Source organism: Massilia sp. DWR3-1-1, from assembly GCF_049898325.1.
Classification (GTDB): Bacteria; Pseudomonadota; Gammaproteobacteria; order Burkholderiales; family Burkholderiaceae_D; genus JAFCUW01.
The window spans coordinates 245,997-266,072 of record NZ_JAFCXL010000005.1 but is presented as its reverse complement, the minus strand read 5'-3'; the positions used below and the strand labels follow the sequence as shown (position 1 = coordinate 266,072).

The window sequence follows — 20,076 nt, the reverse complement described above, 5'->3', positions numbered from 1 at the left end:
TGATGGTCAAGGCCTTGGGGGCAATCGTCGCTGCCGCCGTCTGGCCGCTGGCCAGACTGTAGTTGCTGGCCAGGCCGCCGTTGCTGCCGTCGGCCAGCGCGGTGCTGTTGACGGTCACCCGATTGGCGTTCAGTACATCCTTGCTGTTGAACGTGGCAGAGCCGGTGGCGCTCACCGTTTCAGTGCCCGCCAGGTCGCCCGTAATACCCAGAATCGCAGCGGCGGTGGTGGTGCCATCGTAGGTTTTGTTCGACGCGCCAGCCGTCGCCGTCAGGGCCTTGGCGGCAATTGTCGCAGCTGCCGTCTGGCCGCTGGCCAGGCTGTAGTTGCTGGCCAGGCCGCCGTTGCTGCCGTCGGCCAGCGCGGTGCTGTTGACGGTCACCAGCTTGGCACTCAGTACGTCCTTGCTGTTGAACGTCGAGCCGCCGGTGGCGGTGACTGTTTCATTGGCTACCAGGCCGCCCGTGATACCAAGGATCGCTGCGGCGGTCGTGGTGCCATCGTAGGATTTGTTCGACGCGCCAGCCGTCGCCGTCAGGGCCTTGGCGGCAATTGTCGCTGCTGCCGTCTGACCGCTGGCCAGGCTGTAGTTGCTGGCCAGGCCGCCGTTGCTGCCGTCGGCCAGCGCGGTGCTGTTGACGGTCACCAGCTTGGCACTCAGTACATCCTTGCTGTTGAACGTCGCGCCGCCGGTGGCGGTGACTGTTTCATTGGCTACCAGGCCGCCCGTGATGCCCAGAATCGCTGCGGCGGTCGTGGTGCCATCGTAGGTTTTGTTCGACGCGCCAGCCGTCGCCGTCAGGGCCTTGGCGGCAATTGTCGCTGCTGCCGTCTGGCCGCTGGCCAGGCTGTAGTTGCTGGCCAGGCCGCCGTTGCTGCCGTCGGCCAGCGCGGTGCTGTTGACGGTCACCAGCTTGGCACTCAGTACGTCCTTGCTGTTGAACGTCGCGCCGCCGGTGGCGGTGACTGTTTCATTGGCTACCAGGCCGCCCGTGATACCAAGGATCGCTGCGGCGGTCGTGGTGCCATCGTAGGATTTGTTCGACGCGCCAGCCGTCGCCGTCAGGGCCTTGGCGGCAATTGTCGCTGCTGCCGTCTGACCGCTGGCCAGGCTGTAGTTGCTGGCCAGGCCGCCGTTGCTGCCGTCGGCCAGGGCGGTGCTGTTCACGGTCACTTGCGTCGCGTCCAAGACATCCTTGCTGTTGAAAGTAGCCGCACCGGTAGCACTCACCGTCTCAGTGCCCACCAGGCCGCCCGTGATGCCCAGAATCGCTGCGGCGGTCGTGGTGCCATCGTAGGTTTTGTTCGACGCGCCAGCGGTCGCCGTCAGGGCCTTGGCGGAAATCGTCGCCGCCGCCGTCTGACCGCTGGCCAGGCTGTAGTTGCTGGCCAGGCCGCCGTTGCTGCCGTCGGCCAGCGCGGTGCCGTTGACAGTCACCAGATTGGCGTTCAGTACGTCCTTGCTGTTGAACGTCGCGCCGCCGGTGGCGGTGACTGTTTCATTGGCTACCAGGCCGCCCGTGATGCCCAGAATCGCTGCGGCGGTCGTGGTGCCATCGTAGGTTTTGTTCGACGCGCCAGCCGTCGCCGTCAGGGCCTTGGCGGCAATTGTCGCTGCTGCCGTCTGGCCGCTGGCCAGGCTGTAGTTGCTGGCCAGGCCGCCGTTGCTGCCGTCGGCCAGCGCGGTGCTGTTGACGGTCACTTGCGTCGCACTCAAGACATCCTTGCTGTTGAAAGTAGCCGCGCCGGCAGCACTCACCGTTTCAGTGCCCACCAGGCCACCCGTGATCCCAAGAATCGCTGCGGCGGTCGTGGTGCCATCGTAGGTCTTGTTCGATGCGCCAGCCGTCGCCGTCAGGGCTTTGGCGGCAATCGTCGCTGCCGCCGTCTGGCCGCTGGCCAGACTGTAGTTGCTGGCCAGGCCGCCGTTACTGCCGTCGGCCAGCGCAGTGCTGTTGACGGTCACCAGCTTAGCACTCAGTACGTCCTTGCTGTTGAACGTCGCGCCGCCGGTGGCGGTGACTGTTTCATTGGCTACCAGGCCGCCCGTGATGCCCAGAATCGCTGCGGCGGTCGTGGTGCCATCGTAGGTTTTGTTCGACGCGCCAGCCGTCGCCGTCAGGGCCTTGGCGGCAATTGTCGCTGCTGCCGTCTGACCGCTGGCCAGACTGTAGTTGCTGGCCAGGCCGCCGTTGCTGCCGTCGGCCAGCGCGGTACTGTTGACCGTGACTTGCGTCGCGCCCAAGACATCCTTGCTGTTGAAAGTAGCAGCGCCGGTAGCACTCACCGTCTCAGTGCCCACCAGGCCGCCCGTGATGCCCAGAATCGCTGCGGCGGTCGTGGTACCGTCGTAGGTCTTGTTCGATGCGCCCGCCGTTGCCGTCAAGGCTTTGGCGGCAATCGTTGCTGCCGCCGTCTGGCCGCTGGCCAGGCTGTAGTTACTGGCCAGGCCGCCGTTGCTGCCGTTCGACAGGACGGTGCCGTTGACAGTCACCCGATTGGCGTTCAGTACGTCCTTGCTGTTGAACGTCGCGTCGCCGGTAGCAGTGATGGTTTCCGTGCCCACCAGGCCGCCCGTGATGCCCAGAATCGCTGCGGCGGTCGTGGTGCCATCGTAGGTCTTGTTCGACGCGCCAGCTGTCGCCGTCAATGCTTTGGCGGCGATCGTCGCAGCTGCCGTCTGGCCGCTGGCCAGGCTGTAGTTGCTGGCCAGGCCGCCGTTGCTGCCGTTCGACAGGACAGTGCCGTTGACAGTCACCCGATTGGCGTTCAGTACGTCCTTGCTGTTGAACGTGGCAGCGCCGGTGGCGGTGACTGTTTCGGTACCGACCAGGCCACTGGCAACCGTCAGTCCGGCGATAGCAATTGCATTGCCATCGTAGGTTTTGTTAGACGCGATTGCTGTCGCCGTCAGCGCTTTGGCGGCAATCGTCGCTGCCGCCGTCTGGCCGCTGGCCAGACTGTAGTTGCTGGCCAGGCCGCCGTTGCTGCCGTCGGCCAGCGCGGTACTGTTGACCGTGACTTGCGTCGCGCCCAAGACATCCTTGCTGTTGAAAGTAGCAGCGCCGGTAGCACTCACCGTCTCAGTGCCCACCAGGCCGCCCGTGATGCCCAGAATCGCTGCGGCGGTCGTGGTGCCATCGTAGGTTTTATTGGATGCGCCAGCCGTCGCCGTCAATGCTTTGGCGGCAATCGTCGCTGCCGCCGTCTGGCCGCTGGCCAGGCTGTAGTTACTGGCCAGGCCGCCGTTGCTGCCGTTCGACAGGACGGTGCCGTTGACAGTCACCCGATTGGCGTTCAGTACGTCCTTGCTGTTGAACGTCGCGTCGCCGGTAGCAGTGACGGTTTCCGTGCCCACCAGGCCACCCGTGATCCCAAGAATTGCTGCGGCGGTCGTGGTGCCATCGTAGGTCTTGGTCGACGCGCCAGCCGTTGCCGTCAAGGCTTTGGCGGCGATCGTCGCAGCTGCCGTCTGGCCGCTGGCCAGACTGTAGTTGCTGGCCAGGCCGCCGTTGCTGCCGTTAGCCAAAATGGTGCTGTTGACCGTGACTTGCGTCGCGCTCAAGACATCCTTGCTGTTGAAAGTAGCCGCGCCGGTAGCACTCACCGTCTCAGTGCCCACCAGGCCACCCGTGATCCCAAGAATCGCTGCGGCGGTCGTGGTGCCATCGTAGGTCTTGTTTGATGCGCCAGCCGTTGCCGCCAGGGCCTTGGCGGCGATCGTCGCGGCCGCCGTCTGGCCGCTGGCCAGGCTGTAGTTGCTGGCCAGGCCGCCGTTGCTGCCGTCAGCCAGGACGGTGCTGTTGATAGTCACCAAATTGGCGGTCAACACATCCTTGCTGTTGAACGTCGCGCCGCCGGTGGCGGTGACTGTTTCAGTGCCCACCAGGCCGCCCGTGATCCCGAGAATCGCGGCGGCGGTGGTGCTGCCATCGTAAGTCTTGTTCGATGCGCCAGCCGTTGCCGCCAGGGCCTTGGCGGCGATCGTCGCGGCCGCCGTCTGGCCGCTGGCCAGGCTGTAGTTGCTGGCCAGGCCGCCGTTGCTGCCGTCAGCCAGGACGGTGCTGTTGATAGTCACCAAATTGGCGGTCAACACATCCTTGCTGTTAAACGTCGCGCCGCCGGTGGCGGTGACTGTTTCCGTGCCCACCAGGCCGCCCGTGATCCCGAGAATCGCGGCGGCGGTGGTGCTGCCATCGTAAGTTCTATTCGATGCGCTGGCGCTGGCCGTCAAGACTGCTTTGGTGATGGTGCTGGTCGTGTTGGCTGCATACGTGACAGTGTAGTTGCCGCCGCTATTGCCGTCGCTGACGGTGACGGCGCTGGTGGAAACCGTCTTGTTGCCGGCACCGGCATTCTTGTCGGTGAAGCCGAAGCTGCCGCCGCTGAGGGTATCGCCGGCAAATAAGGTGCCGCCGGCGACGGCAGCCGTGCCCGCGGCGGTGGTGCCGCCGTCGTAGGTCTTGCTGACATTGCCAGTACCGAGCGTCAGGTCCGCCTTGCTCACGCTGACCGCACTGCCGCTGGTGCTCAGCGCCGTGTAGTTGCCCAACAGGGCGCCATTGTTGCCGGCGCCCAGCGTCAAGCCCGTTACGCTGGCCAGCGGGCTGGCCGTTTGCACATTTTTCGTGGCCAGGTTGCTGCTGTCGCCCGTGCCGACCATGGCGAAGCTTTCACCGGCCACGCCGGTGGCGCTCAGGACCGCGCCCGCGACCGCCGTGCCGCCGTCGTAGACGCGCGTGCCGCTCAGCGTCAGCGCGGCCTGATTGATGGTGCTGGTGGTGTTGTCGGCGTAGCTGACGTTGTAGTTGCCGCCGCCGTTGCCGTCGCTGACGGTGACGGCGCTGGTGGAAACCGTCTTGTTGCCGGCACCGGCGTTCTTGTCGGTGAAGGCGAAGCTGCCGCCGCTGAGGGTATCGCCGGCAAATAAAGTGCCGCTGGCGACGGCGGCCGTGCCCGCGGCGGTGGTGCCGCCGTCGTAGGTCTTGCTGACATTGCCAGTACCGAGCGCCAGGTCCGCCTTGCTCACGCTGACCGCACTGCCGCTGGTGCTCAGCGCCGTGTAGTTGCCTGACTGGGCGCCATTGTTGCTGGCGCCCAGCGTCAAGCCCGTTACGCTCGCCAGCGGGCTGGCCGTTTGCACATTTTTCGTGGCCAGGTTGCTGCTGTCGCCCGTGCCGACAATGGCGAAGCTTTCACCGGCCACGCCGGTGGCGCTCAGGACCGCGCCCGCGACCGCCGTGCCGCCGTCGTAGACCCGCGTGCCGCTCAGTGTCAGCGCGGCCTGATTGATGGTGCTGGTGGTGTTGTCGGCGTAGCTGACGTTGTAGTTGCCGCCGCTATTGCCGTCGCTGACGGTGACGGCGCTGGTGGAAACCGTCTTGTTGCCGGCACCGGCGTTCTTGTCGGTGAAGGCGAAGCTGCCGCCGATGAGGGTATCCCCAGCAAATAAAGTGCCGCCGGTGACGGCAGCCGTGCCCGCGGCGGTGGTGCCGCCGTCATAAATCTTGCTGACATTGCCAGTACCCAGCGCCAGGTCCGCCTTGCTCACGCTGACCGCACTGCCGCTGGTGCTCAGCGCCGTGTAGTTGCCCGACTGGGCGCCATTGTTGCTGGCGCCCAGCGTCAAGCCCGTTACGCTGGCCAGCGGGCTGGCCGTTTGCACATTTTTCGTGGCCAGGTTGCTGCTGTCGCCCGTGCCGACCATGGCGAAGCTCTCACCGGCCACGCCGGTGGCGCTCAGGACCGCGCCCGCGACCGCCGTGCCGCCGTCGTAGACGCGCGTGCCGCTCAGCGTCAGCGCGGCCTGATTGATGGTGCTGGTGGTGTTGTCGGTATAGGTGACGTTGTAGTTGCCGCCGCTATTGCCGTCGCTGACGGTGACGGCGCTGGTGGAAACCGTCTTGTTGCCGGCACCGGCGTTCTTGTCGGTGAAGGCGAAGCTGCCGCCGATGAGGGTATCCCCAGCAAATAAAGTGCCGCCGGTGACGGCAGCCGTGCCCGCGGCGGTGGTGCCGCCGTCGTAGGTCTTGCTGACATTGCCAGTACCGAGCGCCAGGTCCGCCTTGCTCACGCTGACCGCACTGCCGCTGGTGCTCAGCGCCGTGTAGTTGCCCGACTGGGCGCCATTGTTGCCGGCGCCCAGCGTCAAGCCCGTTACGCTCGCCAGCGGACTGGCCGTTTGCACATTTTTCGTGGCCAGGTTGCTGCTGTCGCCCGTGCCGACCATGGCGAAGCTTTCACCGGCCACGCCGGTGGCGCTCAGGACCGCGCCCGCGACCGCCGTGCCGCCGTCGTAGACGCGCGTGCCGCTCAGTGTCAGCGCGGCCTGATTGATGGTGCTGGTGGTGTTGTCGGCGTAGCTGACGTTGTAGTTGCCGCCGCTATTGCCGTCGCTGACGGTGACGGCGCTGGTGGAAACCGTCTTGTTGCCGGCACCGGCGTTCTTGTCGGTGAAGGCGAAGCTGCCGCCGACAAGCGTATCGCCAGCAAATAAGGTGCCGCCGGTGACGGCAGCCGTGCCCGCGGCGGTGGTGCCGCCGTCGTAGGTCTTGCTGACATTGCCAGTACCGAGCGTCAGGTCCGCCTTGCTCACGCTGACCGCACTGCCGCTGGTGCTCAGCGCCGTGTAGTTGCCCGACTGGGCGCCATTCTGGCCGGCGCCCAGCGTCAAGCCCGTTACGCTGGCCAGCGGGCTGGCCGTTTGCACATTTTTCGTGGCCAGGTTGCTGCTGTCGCCCGTGCCGACAATGGCGAAGCTTTCACCGGCCACGCCGGTGGCGCTCAGCACCGCGCCCGTCACTGCCGTGCCGCCGTCGTAGACGCGCGTGCCGCTCAGCGCCAGGTCGGCCTGGTTGATGGTGCCGATATTGGCACTGGCGACGGTGCTGGCGAGTTGATAGCCGTAGACCGTCACCGCGCCATTGGTCGCACTGTCCATACTCAGGCCGCTGGCCGTCACGATTTTTCCGCTGCCGGCATTCTTGTTGTCGAAAGCACCTGAAGCGGGATTGTTGAGTGTGACGGTATCGCCGTCGATGGCGCCATTGATGCTGTAGTTGTCCGCCGCCAGCGAGGCGGCATCGATGCCGTCATAGGTCTTGCTGACCGTGCCGGTCAGGCCCGGCGTGATGGTCGGTGCCAGCGAATACAGGAAACCTTTGCCGGCGCCCAGCACGGTGGTGCTGCCATAGCTGGCGTTGTACTGTTTGAAATCGGCCGCCAGGCCGCCGCGCGTGTCGGCCGCCGGGTCGCCCGACCAGATCAACCAGCCGCTTCCAGCACCGCTCGTCAAGGCGGTCGCGCCCGTGTTGTTGGTGAAGGTCTTGCCTGCCAAGACGATGCCAGCGCCGCTGGTGGCGCTGGCGCTCAGGGTGCCGTCGAGAACAATGCCGGAACCGGCGCTGGCGCCGCCATTGACGGCACTGATGGTGGCGGCGCTGATGTCGCGCAGGCCGATGTTGCCCGAGGTGCTGTTGGTAAGCCCGGCGCCATCGCGCAGGGTCAGCGCCACGCTGCCGGTGCCGGCATTGATGCTGGTGCCGGCGGCCATGGTGATGGCCGCCGCTCCCGCGCTGCGATTGGCATCGACCACGCCGTTGGCCACGCTATCGTTGCCGATCAGCGTCAGGTTGCCATTGTCGGTGCTGATGCTGGCATTGAGCACGATCGAGCGGCCCGCCTGCAGGGTCAGGTGGCCGCCGTCGCCGGCCACATTGTTGGCGATAATCGCATTGCTGACGGTAATGTCATTGTTGGCCTGCAAGGTGACGGCGGTACCCGTGTTCAGCAGCGCGGTCAGGTCGCGCACCTGCAAGGTACTGCCGGCAGCAGGGGTGGTGGCGAAGGTTTCCGAGATCGCCGCCGTGGAGGGGGCGGAAATGATATCGATCCGGCCCGCATTGGGCAGGCCCGGCGCGTCCCAATTGGTGGACTTGACCAGCAAGCGCCCATCGGACAGGACGCTAGAAGCGGCGCCGACACCGTCACCGGACGTGAGGCCGACCAGACTATTGAGCGACGACACCGCACCAGCGGACCCGCCGGCGCCGCTGACCCAGGTCGCGGCGCCGACACCGTGCCAGCCCGAGGACAGCACGGCATAGTCGCCGTTCGTCAGCGCAATGACGCCGCTCGAACCGACAAGGTCACTGCCGGCAGTGCCCACCAGGCTGTTGGCCGCCGACACCGCACCGACCGTCCCGCCAGTGCCATTGCCCCAGGTCACGGCCCCGGCGTTGCCGACACCATTATTGCTCCAATTGATGGTGCGCACCACGTAATTGCCATTACTCAGCGCAAAGATCCCGTTTCCACTACCAACCATATCATTGGTGGTGGAGCCGACCAGGCTGTTGCTGGCCGAGACCACCCCCACGGTGCCGGTGGCGCCATTGCCCCAGGTCACCGCACCCGTCTTTTGGACGCTCCCATTGTTCCAATTTATCGAATTGACGACATAATTGCCATTGGTGAGTACGGCGACGTTGCCATTGCCGACCCCGTCGCTGGTCGTGGAACCGACCAGGCTATTGCTCGCCGTCACCGCGCCGCTGATGCCCGTGAGGCCATTGCCCCAAGTCACAGCGCCGGCATTGACGACGTTGCCAGCATCCCAGGCGTTGCTGCGCACTACATAATTGCCATTGCTCAGTTCAGTTATACCGCCGTTGCCGACAGTATCGCTTGCCGTGGAACCGACCAGGCTATTGGCGACCGACACCGCGCCAGCGGTCCCGGTAGCGCCATTGCCCCAAGTCACCGCACCGGCATTGACGACGCTGCCATTGTCCCAGTTACCCGTTCGCACCACGTAGTTCCCATTGCTCAGTGCCGTGACGTTGCCGACAAAATCGTTTGCCGTCGAACCGACCAGGCTGTTGGCCGCTGACACAATGCCAATGCTGCCCGTGCTCCCATTTCCCCATGTCACCGCTCCGGCATCGACGACATTGCCGTTGTCCCACTGGCCAGAGGCAATGACATAGTTGCCATTGGCAAGCGCCACGTTCCCGGAATTTCCCAGTTGGTCAGACCCTTTGGTGCCGACCAGGCTGTTGGCGGCCGAGATGGTGCCGCTGATACCGGTGCTGCCATTGCCCCAGGTCGACGCTCCCACATATCTGATGCCAGCATTGCTCCAGCTGTGAGAGGCGACGACATAATTGCCATTGGTGAGCGACAGAATGCCACCACTGCCGACCTGGTCGCCAGAAGTGGAGCCGACCAGGCTGTTGGTCGCCGACACGTCCTCCTTGACGCCAGTATTGGCACTGCCCCACGTTACAGCCCCGGCATTGCCCAAGGTGCCATTGCTCCAGTTATAGGACACGACTAAATAATTTCCGTTTGACAACAAAATGACGCTCAAGCCAACTTTGTCGCCGGCGGTGGTGCCAACCAGACTGTTGGCGGCAGAAATTTCTCCACTGACACCGGTGGCGCCGTTGCCCCAGGTGGCAGCCCCGGCACCGAGGGCACCGTTGTTGCTCCATTTGCTGGACTTGACTACGTAATTTCCATTGGTCAGCGCTACAATACTGCCTGTGGCGCCAATATTTTCGGTGTCGCTGGAACCCACCAGGCTGTTGGCGGCTGATACGACGCCGCTCACACCGGCGCTGCCATCGCCCCAGGTCGCCGCACCCGCATTGGCGATGGCACCGTTGTCCCATAGACTCGAACCCACCACATAGTTGCCATTGGTCAGCGCCGTGATGCCACCAGAGCTGCCGCCAAGCTTGTCGAGGGCGGTACTGCCGACCAGGCTATTGGTGCTCGACACCGCGCCCACCGTCCCCGTGCTGCCATTGCCCCAGGTCACCGCGCCGGCGCTCGCAACAGCACCGTTATTCCAGGCCTCCGAAGCGACGACATAGTTGCCATTGGTGAGCGCGGCAAAAGTGCCGCTGCCGACACCGTCGTTGGTGCGAGAACCGACCAGGCTGTTGGCGGCCGAGACGACACCACTGACACCGGTGAGGCCATTGCCCCAGGTGACCGCGCCGGCATTGACGACGCTGCCATTGTCCCAAGTGCTCGAGCGCACCACGTAATTGCCGTTCGCCAGCAATGCAACGCCCTTATTGCCGACCGCGTCGTTGGCGGTGGAACCCGTCAGGGTCGAGAGCAAGGCGCCGTTCTGGCTGTTGTACAGGCGCACGGCGCCAGCGCCCGCCGCGCCAGCGCTGTCGGTCGTCGAGGTAATCACGATTCGATTGATGCCGACACCGTTGACAGTGAGTTCAAGCGGATTGCCGGTGCCGGAACCGTAAATTTCCAAAGCGGTCGGGGTCGGATCAATCAGGGACAGGACCGCGGTCCCGGAGAGCGCGCTGATAATCTCGATATCCTTCGGGTCAAGCAACAAACTGCCCTGCGTCCCATGTGCGGCTGACGCATCGACGCTGCCGCCAAAACCCAGCCGGCCATGGCTGGAAACTTCGACCTTGCCGCCGTCGCCGCCCACGGCGCCGCCGGTAGCCTTGATGGCGCCGCCAAACAGCGTCTCCTGCTCCGACCACACCACCGCCGTGCCGCCCTTGCCATTGGCTTTGGCGCTGACATCGAGAGCGGTGTCAACCAGCCGGGTGCGATCGGCATTGGCCAGGTCGGCGTCGCCCCCTTGCCAGCCGCCGCCGATGCGGATCACGCCGCCACCGGCCTGGCCACTGGCGTCGAGCCTGGCGCCGGAGACGATCAGGTCGGGCGCCGTGATGGCAATGGCGCCGCCCCGCATGCCGCTGGCCGAGGCATTGCCGGACAGCCAGGCGTCGTGGCCCGCTGCGATGCGGATGGCGCCGCCCAGGCCGCTGCCACCATCGGCTTTCAGGGTCGAGGCGACGGTTTGTTCAATATGATTGCCGGCCGCCAGCGTGATGCCCCCGCCCGCGGCCGTGCCGCTGGCGTCGTACTGTCCCGCCTCGATCAGGTTATGGGCGGCAACGCTGATCTGGCCCCCTTGCGCGCCGCTGGCGTCCACGCTGCCCGTGTTGATGGCTGCGTAGCCGGCCTCGATGCCGATGCGCCCGCCGGCGGACTGCGTGCCCGCGGCGCCGCTGGCGTCGAGCTTGCCGCTGTTGATGACGCTCTCGCCCAGCAGGCGGATGCCGCCCTGGTGTTCCTCGATGGTGTGCGCCTGGATCACGCCGCTGTTGTTGACGGCCGTGTGCAGCAAGTCGCCCGCCGCCTGCGCCGTCAGCAGCACCTGGCCGCCATCGGCCTGGACCAGGCCGCCATTCTCGACCAGCGCGTCGAGGGCGCCGCGCTCGACCGACACGTTAATCAGGCCATCGCCGGCCACGTCGAGCGTGATGGCCGTGCCGGCGGCCAGCGCCACCGTGCCCAGCCGGGCGTTGATGGTGCCCTGGTTCGACACGGCCGCGCCCAGCAGCGCCACGTAGCCGCCGTCGGCGTTGATGCTGCCCTCGTTGCGCACCGCGGCGCTGCTGGTGCCGGAAAATTTATAGCGCCCCGCCAGAAAATCGCTGTCGGACAGGTTCAGCGTCGACGCCACCAGCCCGCCCACGTTGACGGAGGCGCCGCGCCCGAACAGGATGCCGTTCGGGTTGACCAGGAACACCTTGCCGTTGGCGGACAGGCTGCCCAGGATGCTCGACGGGTCCGCGCCCAGCACCCGGTTGAGCGCCACGGCCTGGCTGTTGGGCTGCACGAAATTGACCGCCTCGCCCTTGGCGATATTAAAACTTTGCCAGTTCAGCGCCACGTTCTGGCTGCCCTGGGTGATCGTGGTGGTGCCCGCACCACTGCCGATGGTGGCGCTGCCGGCCACCACCACGCCACCGACGGGCCCGGCGAGCGCCTGCCCGCCGAAGGCCATCAGCAGCGACGCCGCCAGCGCTTTCAGGACAAAGCCCGCCCCCACCACCACGCCGCCACCACCGGTGGCGCTCTTGCCGCCGTTGTTGGTGTTTTCCGAAACGGCGACGAAGGTGCCGGTCTTTTCACTCCAGATCGAGCGGTAGATGTGGTTCATGGTGGTAGTCCTGGTAAATGGTGGGTGCGATGACGTCGGGGTGAGCGCTCACGGCCGCGATGGCGGCGGTGAGGATGGCGCGATCAGAAATACGTGACGGCTTGAACCCAGATACGGCGGCCCGTGTCGGGCGCCGAGGTGGCGGGCGAATTGCCCAGTTTGCTGGCGATGCTGGCGCTCAGGGCCAGCCGGCCGAACGCGGCCCAGGTCAGGCCCAGCCCGGCGCCGGACAGGCTGCGGCGGTTGTTGCCGCTCGTCCAAGGCTGCTTGTTGGCCATCACGCTGCCGTGATCGACAAAGCCGATCACGGTGAGGCGGCCCGGTACGCCCGCCACCACCGGCAGCAGCGCGCGCGCTTCCAGGTTGAGCACGTAGCCTTGATCGCCGTAGGCTTCGCCGGACGGGTAGGCGCGCACGCCGCCTGTGCCGCCCAGGCCCATTTTTTCGGCCGCGTCGAGGTTTTTCGAGGCCACCTGGCCGTTCACGGCCCCATACAATGCCACGCTGTCGCTCAGTTGTTGCAGGTGCGTCGCGCTCAGCGACAGCTTGTTGTAGCGGCCATCGGTGCGCACCGTCGCCGCGTCGGCCGCCCGCGCCGCCGCGCTGGCGATGTCGACGATGCCGCGGTTCCAGGAAAGCGTGTAGCTGGTCGCGCCGCCTTCATCGCGGGCCTCGCCGTTCAGACTGGCGATGGCCACGCGGGCATCCTTGTCCGTGCGCGTGCCTGCCGCGTCGGCGCGGTCGCGAAAGCGCTTGTCGTCCAGGTGCAACTGGGCCGTCAGATTGCTCGTGCGCGAGCGCAGCAAGGGGTAGCTGCCGTACAGGCTGGCAATGGTGGCCACGCCGCTCGCCTGCAAACTGGCGAAATCCTGGCCCAGCCGGTAGTCCATGCGCGAATAGGCCAGCCCTGCCGTGGCGCGCCCCAGTGGCCGCTGGTAGGCCAGGCGGCCGTAGTGCATGTCCGCCGCCGACGTCAGGGCGCGCACGCTGATCACGTCGCCAGCACCGCTGGGATTGTTGATCTGCAGCGAAGCGCCCAGGCGATTGGCGCCCGTGTAGCGGTTGCCCTGGTTGTCGGCATCGATGCTGCCCGACACCCGCGGGCCCGGCAGCAAGTCCACGATCAGGTCGGACGCCCCCACCGAGGCGCCCGGCACCAGCGTCGATTTGACGATCACGCCCGGCAGGTCGCCCAGCAGCAGCACCCGGCTCTCGAGCGGGCCGATGGCGACGGCGTCGCCGCGCGCCAGGCCGACCAGCAGCTTCTTCGCCACGTCATCGTCGACGGCGGACTGGTTGCGCAGGCTGACGTCGCCGTAGCGGCCCTCGAGCACGGCGAAGCTCACCACCCCGTCGCGGATATCCTGCGCCGGCAGATAGGCCTGGGCCAGGAAATAACCATTCTTGCGATAAAAGGCGGACATCGTCGAGGCCATCGCCCGCAGTTCGGCCAGGGTCAAGGCCGTTTCGCCCCGCCAGCCGGTCACGGCCAGCAATTGCGCTTCCGAAAACAGTTGCGCGCCCGTGATGCGGAGTGCCTTGACGACGATTTTTTGCCCGGCCGTGGCCGGCATGGCCGGCGCGCCCGCCTGCTCGACGCGGATGTCCGGCGCCACCCTGGCGGTGGCAAGGGGCCGCTCGCGTTCGATCTGCTGGGTCAGCGAGCCGGCGGTGGGCGCCGTCTGCGCCAGGGCGGCACCACACACGGCCATGCCGATTGGCAGCAGCGCGCCAGAAAATAGGGATTTCACAAATTGACTCTCAGTGGCAGTACATAAGCCGCCATCATAAAGCTTTCAATCAGGAAACAAACTGAGCAAGCCTGAGAATCCGCCTGTTTCATTGACAGTCAAGATGAAAACAACGGGACTTTCGCCAATTGCCTTATTTTAAATGTTAGTTTAACAACAAATACCAACAATTTTCTGCCACGCGGGCCATCTGGCCTTGCGGCAACGAAAAAATGCATACTCAGCTAAAATTGGCGCACCCTATTTCACTCACCAGAAAGTATTGCCATGTCCGAATTGATGCAAGCCTTGCATTGGCGCTATGCCACCAAAAAAATGAATCCTGCCAAGATCGTGCCGCAAGACAAGATCGAGCACATCCTGGAAGCCGTGCGCCTGACGGCCAGTTCGAGCGGCCTGCAGCAGTACGAACTGCTGCTCGTGACCAACCCCGCGCTGCGCGCACAGATCCAGGCCGTCGCCTGGAACCAGGCACAAGTGACCGAATGCTCGCACCTGCTGGTGTTTGCCGCATGGGACAACTACACGGCCGAGCGCATCAACGCCATGTTTGACCTGGTCAACGCCGAGCGTGGCCTGATCAATGCGGGCTGGGAAGCCTACCGCCAGCAGTTGCTCAATACCTACCCGCAGCGCGACGCCGAAACCAACTACCAGCACGCCGCCCGCCAGGCCTATATCGGCGTGGGCACCGCGCTGATCGCCGCCGCCGAACAGCACGTCGACTGCACGCCGATGGAAGGTTTCGACCCCGCCAAGGTGGACGAAATCCTGGGCCTGGGTGAACGCCACTTGCGCTCGGTGGTGATCCTGCCGCTCGGCTATCGCGCCGATGAAGGCGACTGGCTGGTCGACCTGAAAAAAGTGCGCCGCCCACGCGCGCAGTTCGTCACCGAACTGGCGTAAGCGGGCCGTGGTACTGGCGGGCGCCTGCGGACGCCCGCTTTTTTTTAGCCGCACAAGACGACTGGTCTATTTTCAGCTATACTTGTTTCCATGAGCACCGACCAGCACAGCGTACGCCAGCACATCCTCGACACCGGCAAGGCCATCATCGCCGGCAAGGGATACTCCGCCGTGGGCCTCAACGAGATCCTCGCCGCCGCTGGGGTGCCCAAGGGCTCGTTCTACCATTACTTCAAGTCGAAGGAACTGTTCGGCGAAGCCATGCTCGACGACTACGTCAACCGCTACCTGGCCGAACTCGACGCCGTGCTGGCCGATGACGGCAGCAGCGCCGCCGTGCGCCTGATGCGCTATTGGGATAGCTGGCTGGTGTTGTCGGACGACGCTTGCGCGGGCAGCAAGTGCCTGGTGGTCAAGCTGAGCGGCGAAGTGGCCGATATGTCCGAGGCGATGCGCTGCGCCCTGCTGCGCGGGACCAATCACATCGTGCAGCGCCTGGCGCACTGCATTGCCAGCGGCCACGCCGACGGCTCCATTCGCAGCGCGGTCTTGCCACAGGAAAGCGCGCTGGCCCTGTACGAAATGTGGCTGGGCGCCGCCCTGCTCACCAAGTTGCGGCGCGAGCCCAGCGCCCTGCACGGCGCCACCCGCGCCACCCGCACCTTGCTGGGCCTGGCCGAAGTCCCCGTGCAATAAGGGCACGGCCCTGCTTGCGATTTTTTTAATTTTAGTTATAGACGACCAGTCTAATATTGGAGTGCACATGCTGAATTTTGACTTTTATAATCCCACCCGTATCGTCTTTGGCACCGACACCATCGCCACCCTGGCCGAATTGGTGCCGCACGACGCGCGCGTGCTGATCCTGTTCGGCGGCGCCAGCGCGGAAAAAACCGGCACGCTGGCCGAAGTGCGCAAGGCGCTGGGGGCGCGCGTGGTGCACGAATTCGGCGGCATCGAACCGAACCCCAGCTTTGAGACGCTGATGGGGGCGGTGGCCCAGGTACGTGGCGAACAGCTCGACTTCCTGCTCGCCGTCGGCGGCGGCTCGGTCATCGACGGCGCCAAGTTCGTGGCGGCGGCGGCCCATCACGAGGGCGATCCGTGGAACATCCTGCAAACCGGTGGCGCCAGCGTCACCAGCGCCCTGCCCTTCGGCACCGTGCTGACCTTGCCCGCCACCGGTTCCGAAATGAACAATGGCTCGGTCATCACCCTCAAGGCGAGCCACACCAAGCTGCCGTTTCGCAGCCCCCACGTGTTCCCCCGATTTTCCGTGCTCGACCCCACCAAGACCTATTCGCTGCCGCAAAAACAGCTGGCCAATGGCCTGGTCGATGCCTTCGTCCATATCGTCGAGCAATATTTGACTTACCCCGTCCACGCGCTGGCGCAGGACCGTTTCGCCGAGGGCCTGCTGCAGACGCTGGTCGAGATCGCCCCGCAAGTGATGGGCGAGACGGCTGACTACACGAGCCGAAGCAACCTGATGTGGACTGCCACCCTGGCCCTGAACGGCCTGATCGGCGCCGGCGTGCCGCAGGACTGGGCCACCCACATGATCGGCCACGAACTGACGGCGCTGTACGACATCGACCATGCGCGCACGCTGGCGATTGTGTTGCCGGCATTGCTACATGTACAGCGCGACAAGAAACGCCAGAAGCTGCTTCAATATGGCGAGCGCGTGTGGGGAATTGCCAGCGGCAGCGAGGAACAGCGGATCGATGCCACCATCGAGGCCACCCGCAATTTCTTTGAAAGCGTCGGCATTCCCACCCGCCTGTCCGCCTACGACCTGGCGGCCCCGGCCGTCGCCGCCGTCCTTGCCCAGTTGGAATCGCATGGCATGACCGCCCTGGGCGAGCATGGCGACGTCGACCTCGCACTGAGCCGCACGATCCTCGAAACCGCCCTGTAAACCTGCAAGGAAACGCACCATGTCCCAGACCGCTACCCGCAATCGCAGCATCGTGCTACACCAGCGCCCCCATGGCGCGCCCGACGACAGCACCTTCAGCCTGCTCGAAGGGGCCGTGCCGGTGCCGCAAGAGGGCCAGGTGCTGCTGCGCACGCTCTACCTGTCGCTCGATCCGTACATGCGGGGGCGCCTGAGCGATGGGCCGTCCTACGCGGCCCCGGTGGCCATCGGCGCCGTCATGGTGGGGGCCACCGTCGCCCGTGTCGAAGCGTCGCGTCACCCGGACTTCGCGGTCGGCCAGCTGGTTCTCTCGTACAGCGGCTGGCAAGACTACGCGCTCTCCGACGGCACCGGCCTGAGTCGACTCGACGACGATGTCAGCCTGGCCCCGCGCGCGCTGGGGGTGCTGGGCATGCCCGGTTTCACGGCCTACATGGGTTTGCTCGACATCGGCCAGCCGGCCGCCGGCGAGACCGTGGTCGTGGCGGCCGCCAGCGGCGCCGTCGGCTCGCTGGTCGGCCAGATCGCCAGCCTGAAGGGCGCGCGCGCGGTCGGCATTGCCGGCGGCGCCGAGAAGTGCCGCTACGTCATCGACACGCTGGGCTTTGATGCCTGCATCGACCACCGCGCGGCCGATTTTGCCGAGCAACTGCGCGCGGCCTGCCCCGCCGGTATCGATGTGTATTTTGAAAACGTGGGCGGCGCCGTGTTCGACGCCGTGCTGCCGCTGCTTAACACCAAGGCCCGCGTTCCCGTGTGCGGCCTGATCGCGAACTACAACGCCACCGCCTTGCCGGACGGCCCGGATCGCCTGGGCCTGCTGACTCGCACCATCCTGACCAAGCGCCTGCGGATGCAGGGTTTTATTATTTTTGACGACTATGGCGCCCGCTTTGGCGAATTCCACGCCCAGATGAGCGCATGGCTCAGGGACGGCAAGATCAAGTTTCGAGAAGACATCGTCGACGGCCTCGAACACGCGCCCCGCGCGTTTGGTGGCCTGCTCGAAGGTAAGAATTTCGGCAAATTAATTATCCGCGTCGCCCAAGATTGAACACCCACCAGGAGATTGACATGAATGTATTGATGGTATTAACTTCGCACGACCAACTTGGTAACACTGGCAAGAAAACCGGCTTCTGGCTGGAAGAATTTGCCGCGCCGTATTACACCCTGAAAGACGCGGGCGCCACCCTCACCCTCGCCTCGCCGCTGGGCGGCCAGCCGCCGCTCGACCCGAAAAGCGACGAGCCCGATGCGCAGACCGATGCGACCACCCGCTTCAAGGGCGATGCCGCCGCCAAGGCGGCGCTGGCCTCGACCGTTAAGCTGGCCACCGTCAAGGCCGCCGATTTCGACGCCGTGTTCTACCCGGGCGGCCACGGCCCCCTGTGGGACCTGGCCGAAGACAAGGCGTCGATCGCCCTGATCGAAGCGATGATTGCCGCTGGCAAGCCCGTCGCCGCCGTCTGCCACGCACCGGGCGTGCTGCGTCACGTCAAGGCCGCCGACGGCACGCCGCTGGTCAAGGGCAAGCAGGTGACGGGTTTTACCAACACGGAAGAGGACGCCGTGGGACTGACCGACGTGGTGCCCTTCCTCGTTGAAGACATGCTCAAGGAAAACGGCGGCGTGTACTCGAAAGGCGCCGACTGGGCCTCGTATGTGCTCACAGACGGGCTGTTGATCACCGGCCAGAATCCGGCCTCGTCGGAAGCGGGCGCCAAGGCATTACTCAAGCTGTTGGCCTGATCACCGGCCGGCACGCCTGGTCTCGGCGACACACCGGACGATACGGGCTGGTCTCCCTGCAAATTTCCTCCGCTGCATTATGATAGGGGCCGCACGCCCTTGTTGGCGGAATGAAATCTGGAGCGCGACGGTTTGAAACAGCACGATACGGCGGCGCCGGCAGGCCTGCCGCCCGAGGGATACAAGGATTTGTTACTGGACGCGATTTGTGTCGTCGATGCCAACGGCAATGTCGTCAACATCAGTGGCGCCTGCGAACGGATTTTTGGCTACACCCCGGCCGAAATGATCGGCAAGAACATGCTCGACCTGGTCCATCCCGACGACCTCGAGCGCACCTTGCAATCGATCGCACGCGTGATGGACGGCTACCTGCAAAGCTATTTTGAAAACCGCTACGTGCGCAAGGATGGCGACACCGTGTCCATCAGCTGGTCGGCGGCCTGGTCAGAAGAGCACCAGGTGCGGGTCGCGGTGGCGCGCGACATCACCCAGCGCCACACGGACGACAACGCACTGGTGGTGCGCCAGTTGTTGCCATTAGCCCTGCCCTGCTGGCGCCTGTCGGCCTCGCCCCGCATGCTGTTCACGCCCGATGGCGTGCGCATTACGCTGTCTGCCCAGGACCATGCGGTACTGCTGGTAATCATGAGCACCGATGGCGTCATCACCCGCCGCGCCATTGTCGAAGCACTGGGCGAAGATTTCCTCGACTACGACCAGCGCCGCCTCGACACCCAGATACGGCGACTGCGCCGCAAGGTGCAGCAGGCCGGCGCCCAGCCACTGCCGATCAGCACCCTGCGCGCCGTCGGCTTTCGCTTCTACGAAAAAGCCACCATCTCCCGTTAGAACCTGTACCGGTTCGCGCTGGCCCCGCAACAACGCATCAGTTAAAGAATAAGTAGACGATCGCCAGCACGATGGCCGGTACGCCCAGTATCCAGGCCAGAAAATATTTACCCATGGTGTGTCTCCTTTTGTGCGTGTTGAAATATGTGTAGCAACAATGCCGGAAAACATGGCCGCGTTCCGTGCGCTACTGCACCGTTCCGGGGCGCCAGTATGTACAACATGTCGCCACTTCTTGCCATCGAATATATTTACCCGTGGTAATGAACCAACAAAAGAATCGGCCACCCCATGTTTTTAAAAAAGTAAGCATATTTTATTGCTAATTGTAAATGAAACTTGTATAAAGGCATTCCACACGACACGGCCCAGCCATGGGCAATAACAAGAGGAATACCGAGATGAATCTTCGCAGCACAGCAAAGTCGATCGCCATTGTCACCGCCGCAGCCCTCACCGCCGGACTGACCGGTTGCGCCTCGATTGTCAGCGGCACCAACCAGCTGATCTCGGTGGAAACGATGCATGCTGCCGCGCCGCTGGCCGGCGCCACCTGCAAGCTGGAAAATGACAAGGGGGTGTATTACGTCACCACGCCCGGTACCGTCACCATCCACCGCGCCTATGGCGACCTGAATATCAAGTGCGAAAAAACCGGCATCCCGGCAGGCCTGGCCACGGTCAAGTCCTCCACCAAGGGCATGATGGCCGGAAACATTCTATTTGGCGGGTTTATCGGTGCCGGTGTCGATGCCGCTTCCGGCGCCGCTTATGATTACCCGGCCTTGATGCAAATCGTGATGGGTGAAACGGCGATCGCGCCAGTGGCCGCGGCGGCCAGCGGTGCGGCAGCGACACGCTAACACCGCTGAGAAAACCCCCCAAAAAAAGCCGGCCAG

General features: G+C 64.8%; 9 protein-coding genes. 7 read left to right on the top strand and 2 right to left on the bottom strand.

Annotation, left to right across the window (positions count from 1 at the left end):
* Both ACP7EY_RS07700 and ACP7EY_RS07695 read right to left on the bottom strand, forming a co-directional pair.
* On the bottom strand, positions 1-11,995 hold an 11,995-nt coding region (locus tag ACP7EY_RS07700), incomplete at its 3' end, for a YDG domain-containing protein (RefSeq protein WP_426192097.1).
* Positions 11,996-12,078: 83 nt separating this feature from the next.
* A complete protein-coding gene (locus tag ACP7EY_RS07695; RefSeq protein ID WP_426192095.1) occupies positions 12,079-13,746 on the bottom strand; it encodes a ShlB/FhaC/HecB family hemolysin secretion/activation protein in 1,668 nt (555 codons plus the stop codon).
* 267 nt (positions 13,747-14,013) lie between these two features.
* Here ACP7EY_RS07695 and ACP7EY_RS07690 point away from each other — a divergent pair, with 267 nt between their 5' ends.
* The 7 genes from ACP7EY_RS07690 (at position 14,014) to ACP7EY_RS07660 (ending at position 20,040) form a co-directional block, all read left to right on the top strand.
* Positions 14,014-14,652 (top strand): NAD(P)H-dependent oxidoreductase, encoded by a 639-nt coding sequence (locus ACP7EY_RS07690; protein ID WP_426192093.1) that lies wholly within the window; start codon positions 14,014-14,016, stop codon positions 14,650-14,652.
* A gap of 90 nt (positions 14,653-14,742) precedes the next feature.
* A complete protein-coding gene (locus ACP7EY_RS07685) occupies positions 14,743-15,348 on the top strand; it encodes a TetR/AcrR family transcriptional regulator (protein WP_426192091.1) in 606 nt (201 codons plus the stop codon).
* A gap of 67 nt (positions 15,349-15,415) precedes the next feature.
* Positions 15,416-16,573, top strand: a complete 1,158-nt coding sequence (locus ACP7EY_RS07680) for an iron-containing alcohol dehydrogenase (RefSeq protein ID WP_426192089.1) — start codon at positions 15,416-15,418, stop codon at positions 16,571-16,573.
* 19 nt (positions 16,574-16,592) lie between these two features.
* Positions 16,593-17,627 (top strand): NADP-dependent oxidoreductase, encoded by a 1,035-nt coding sequence (locus tag ACP7EY_RS07675; RefSeq protein WP_426192087.1) that lies wholly within the window; start codon positions 16,593-16,595, stop codon positions 17,625-17,627.
* A 20-nt stretch (positions 17,628-17,647) separates the two neighbouring features.
* Positions 17,648-18,325, top strand: a complete 678-nt coding sequence (locus ACP7EY_RS07670; RefSeq protein ID WP_426192085.1) for a type 1 glutamine amidotransferase domain-containing protein — start codon at positions 17,648-17,650, stop codon at positions 18,323-18,325.
* A gap of 132 nt (positions 18,326-18,457) precedes the next feature.
* Positions 18,458-19,177, top strand: coding sequence for a PAS domain S-box protein (locus ACP7EY_RS07665; protein WP_426192083.1), 720 nt, complete (start codon positions 18,458-18,460; stop codon positions 19,175-19,177).
* 401 nt (positions 19,178-19,578) lie between these two features.
* On the top strand, positions 19,579-20,040 hold the full coding sequence (locus ACP7EY_RS07660) for a hypothetical protein (protein ID WP_426192081.1): 462 nt from the start codon (positions 19,579-19,581) through the stop codon (positions 20,038-20,040).
* Positions 20,041-20,076 lie beyond the last annotated feature (36 nt).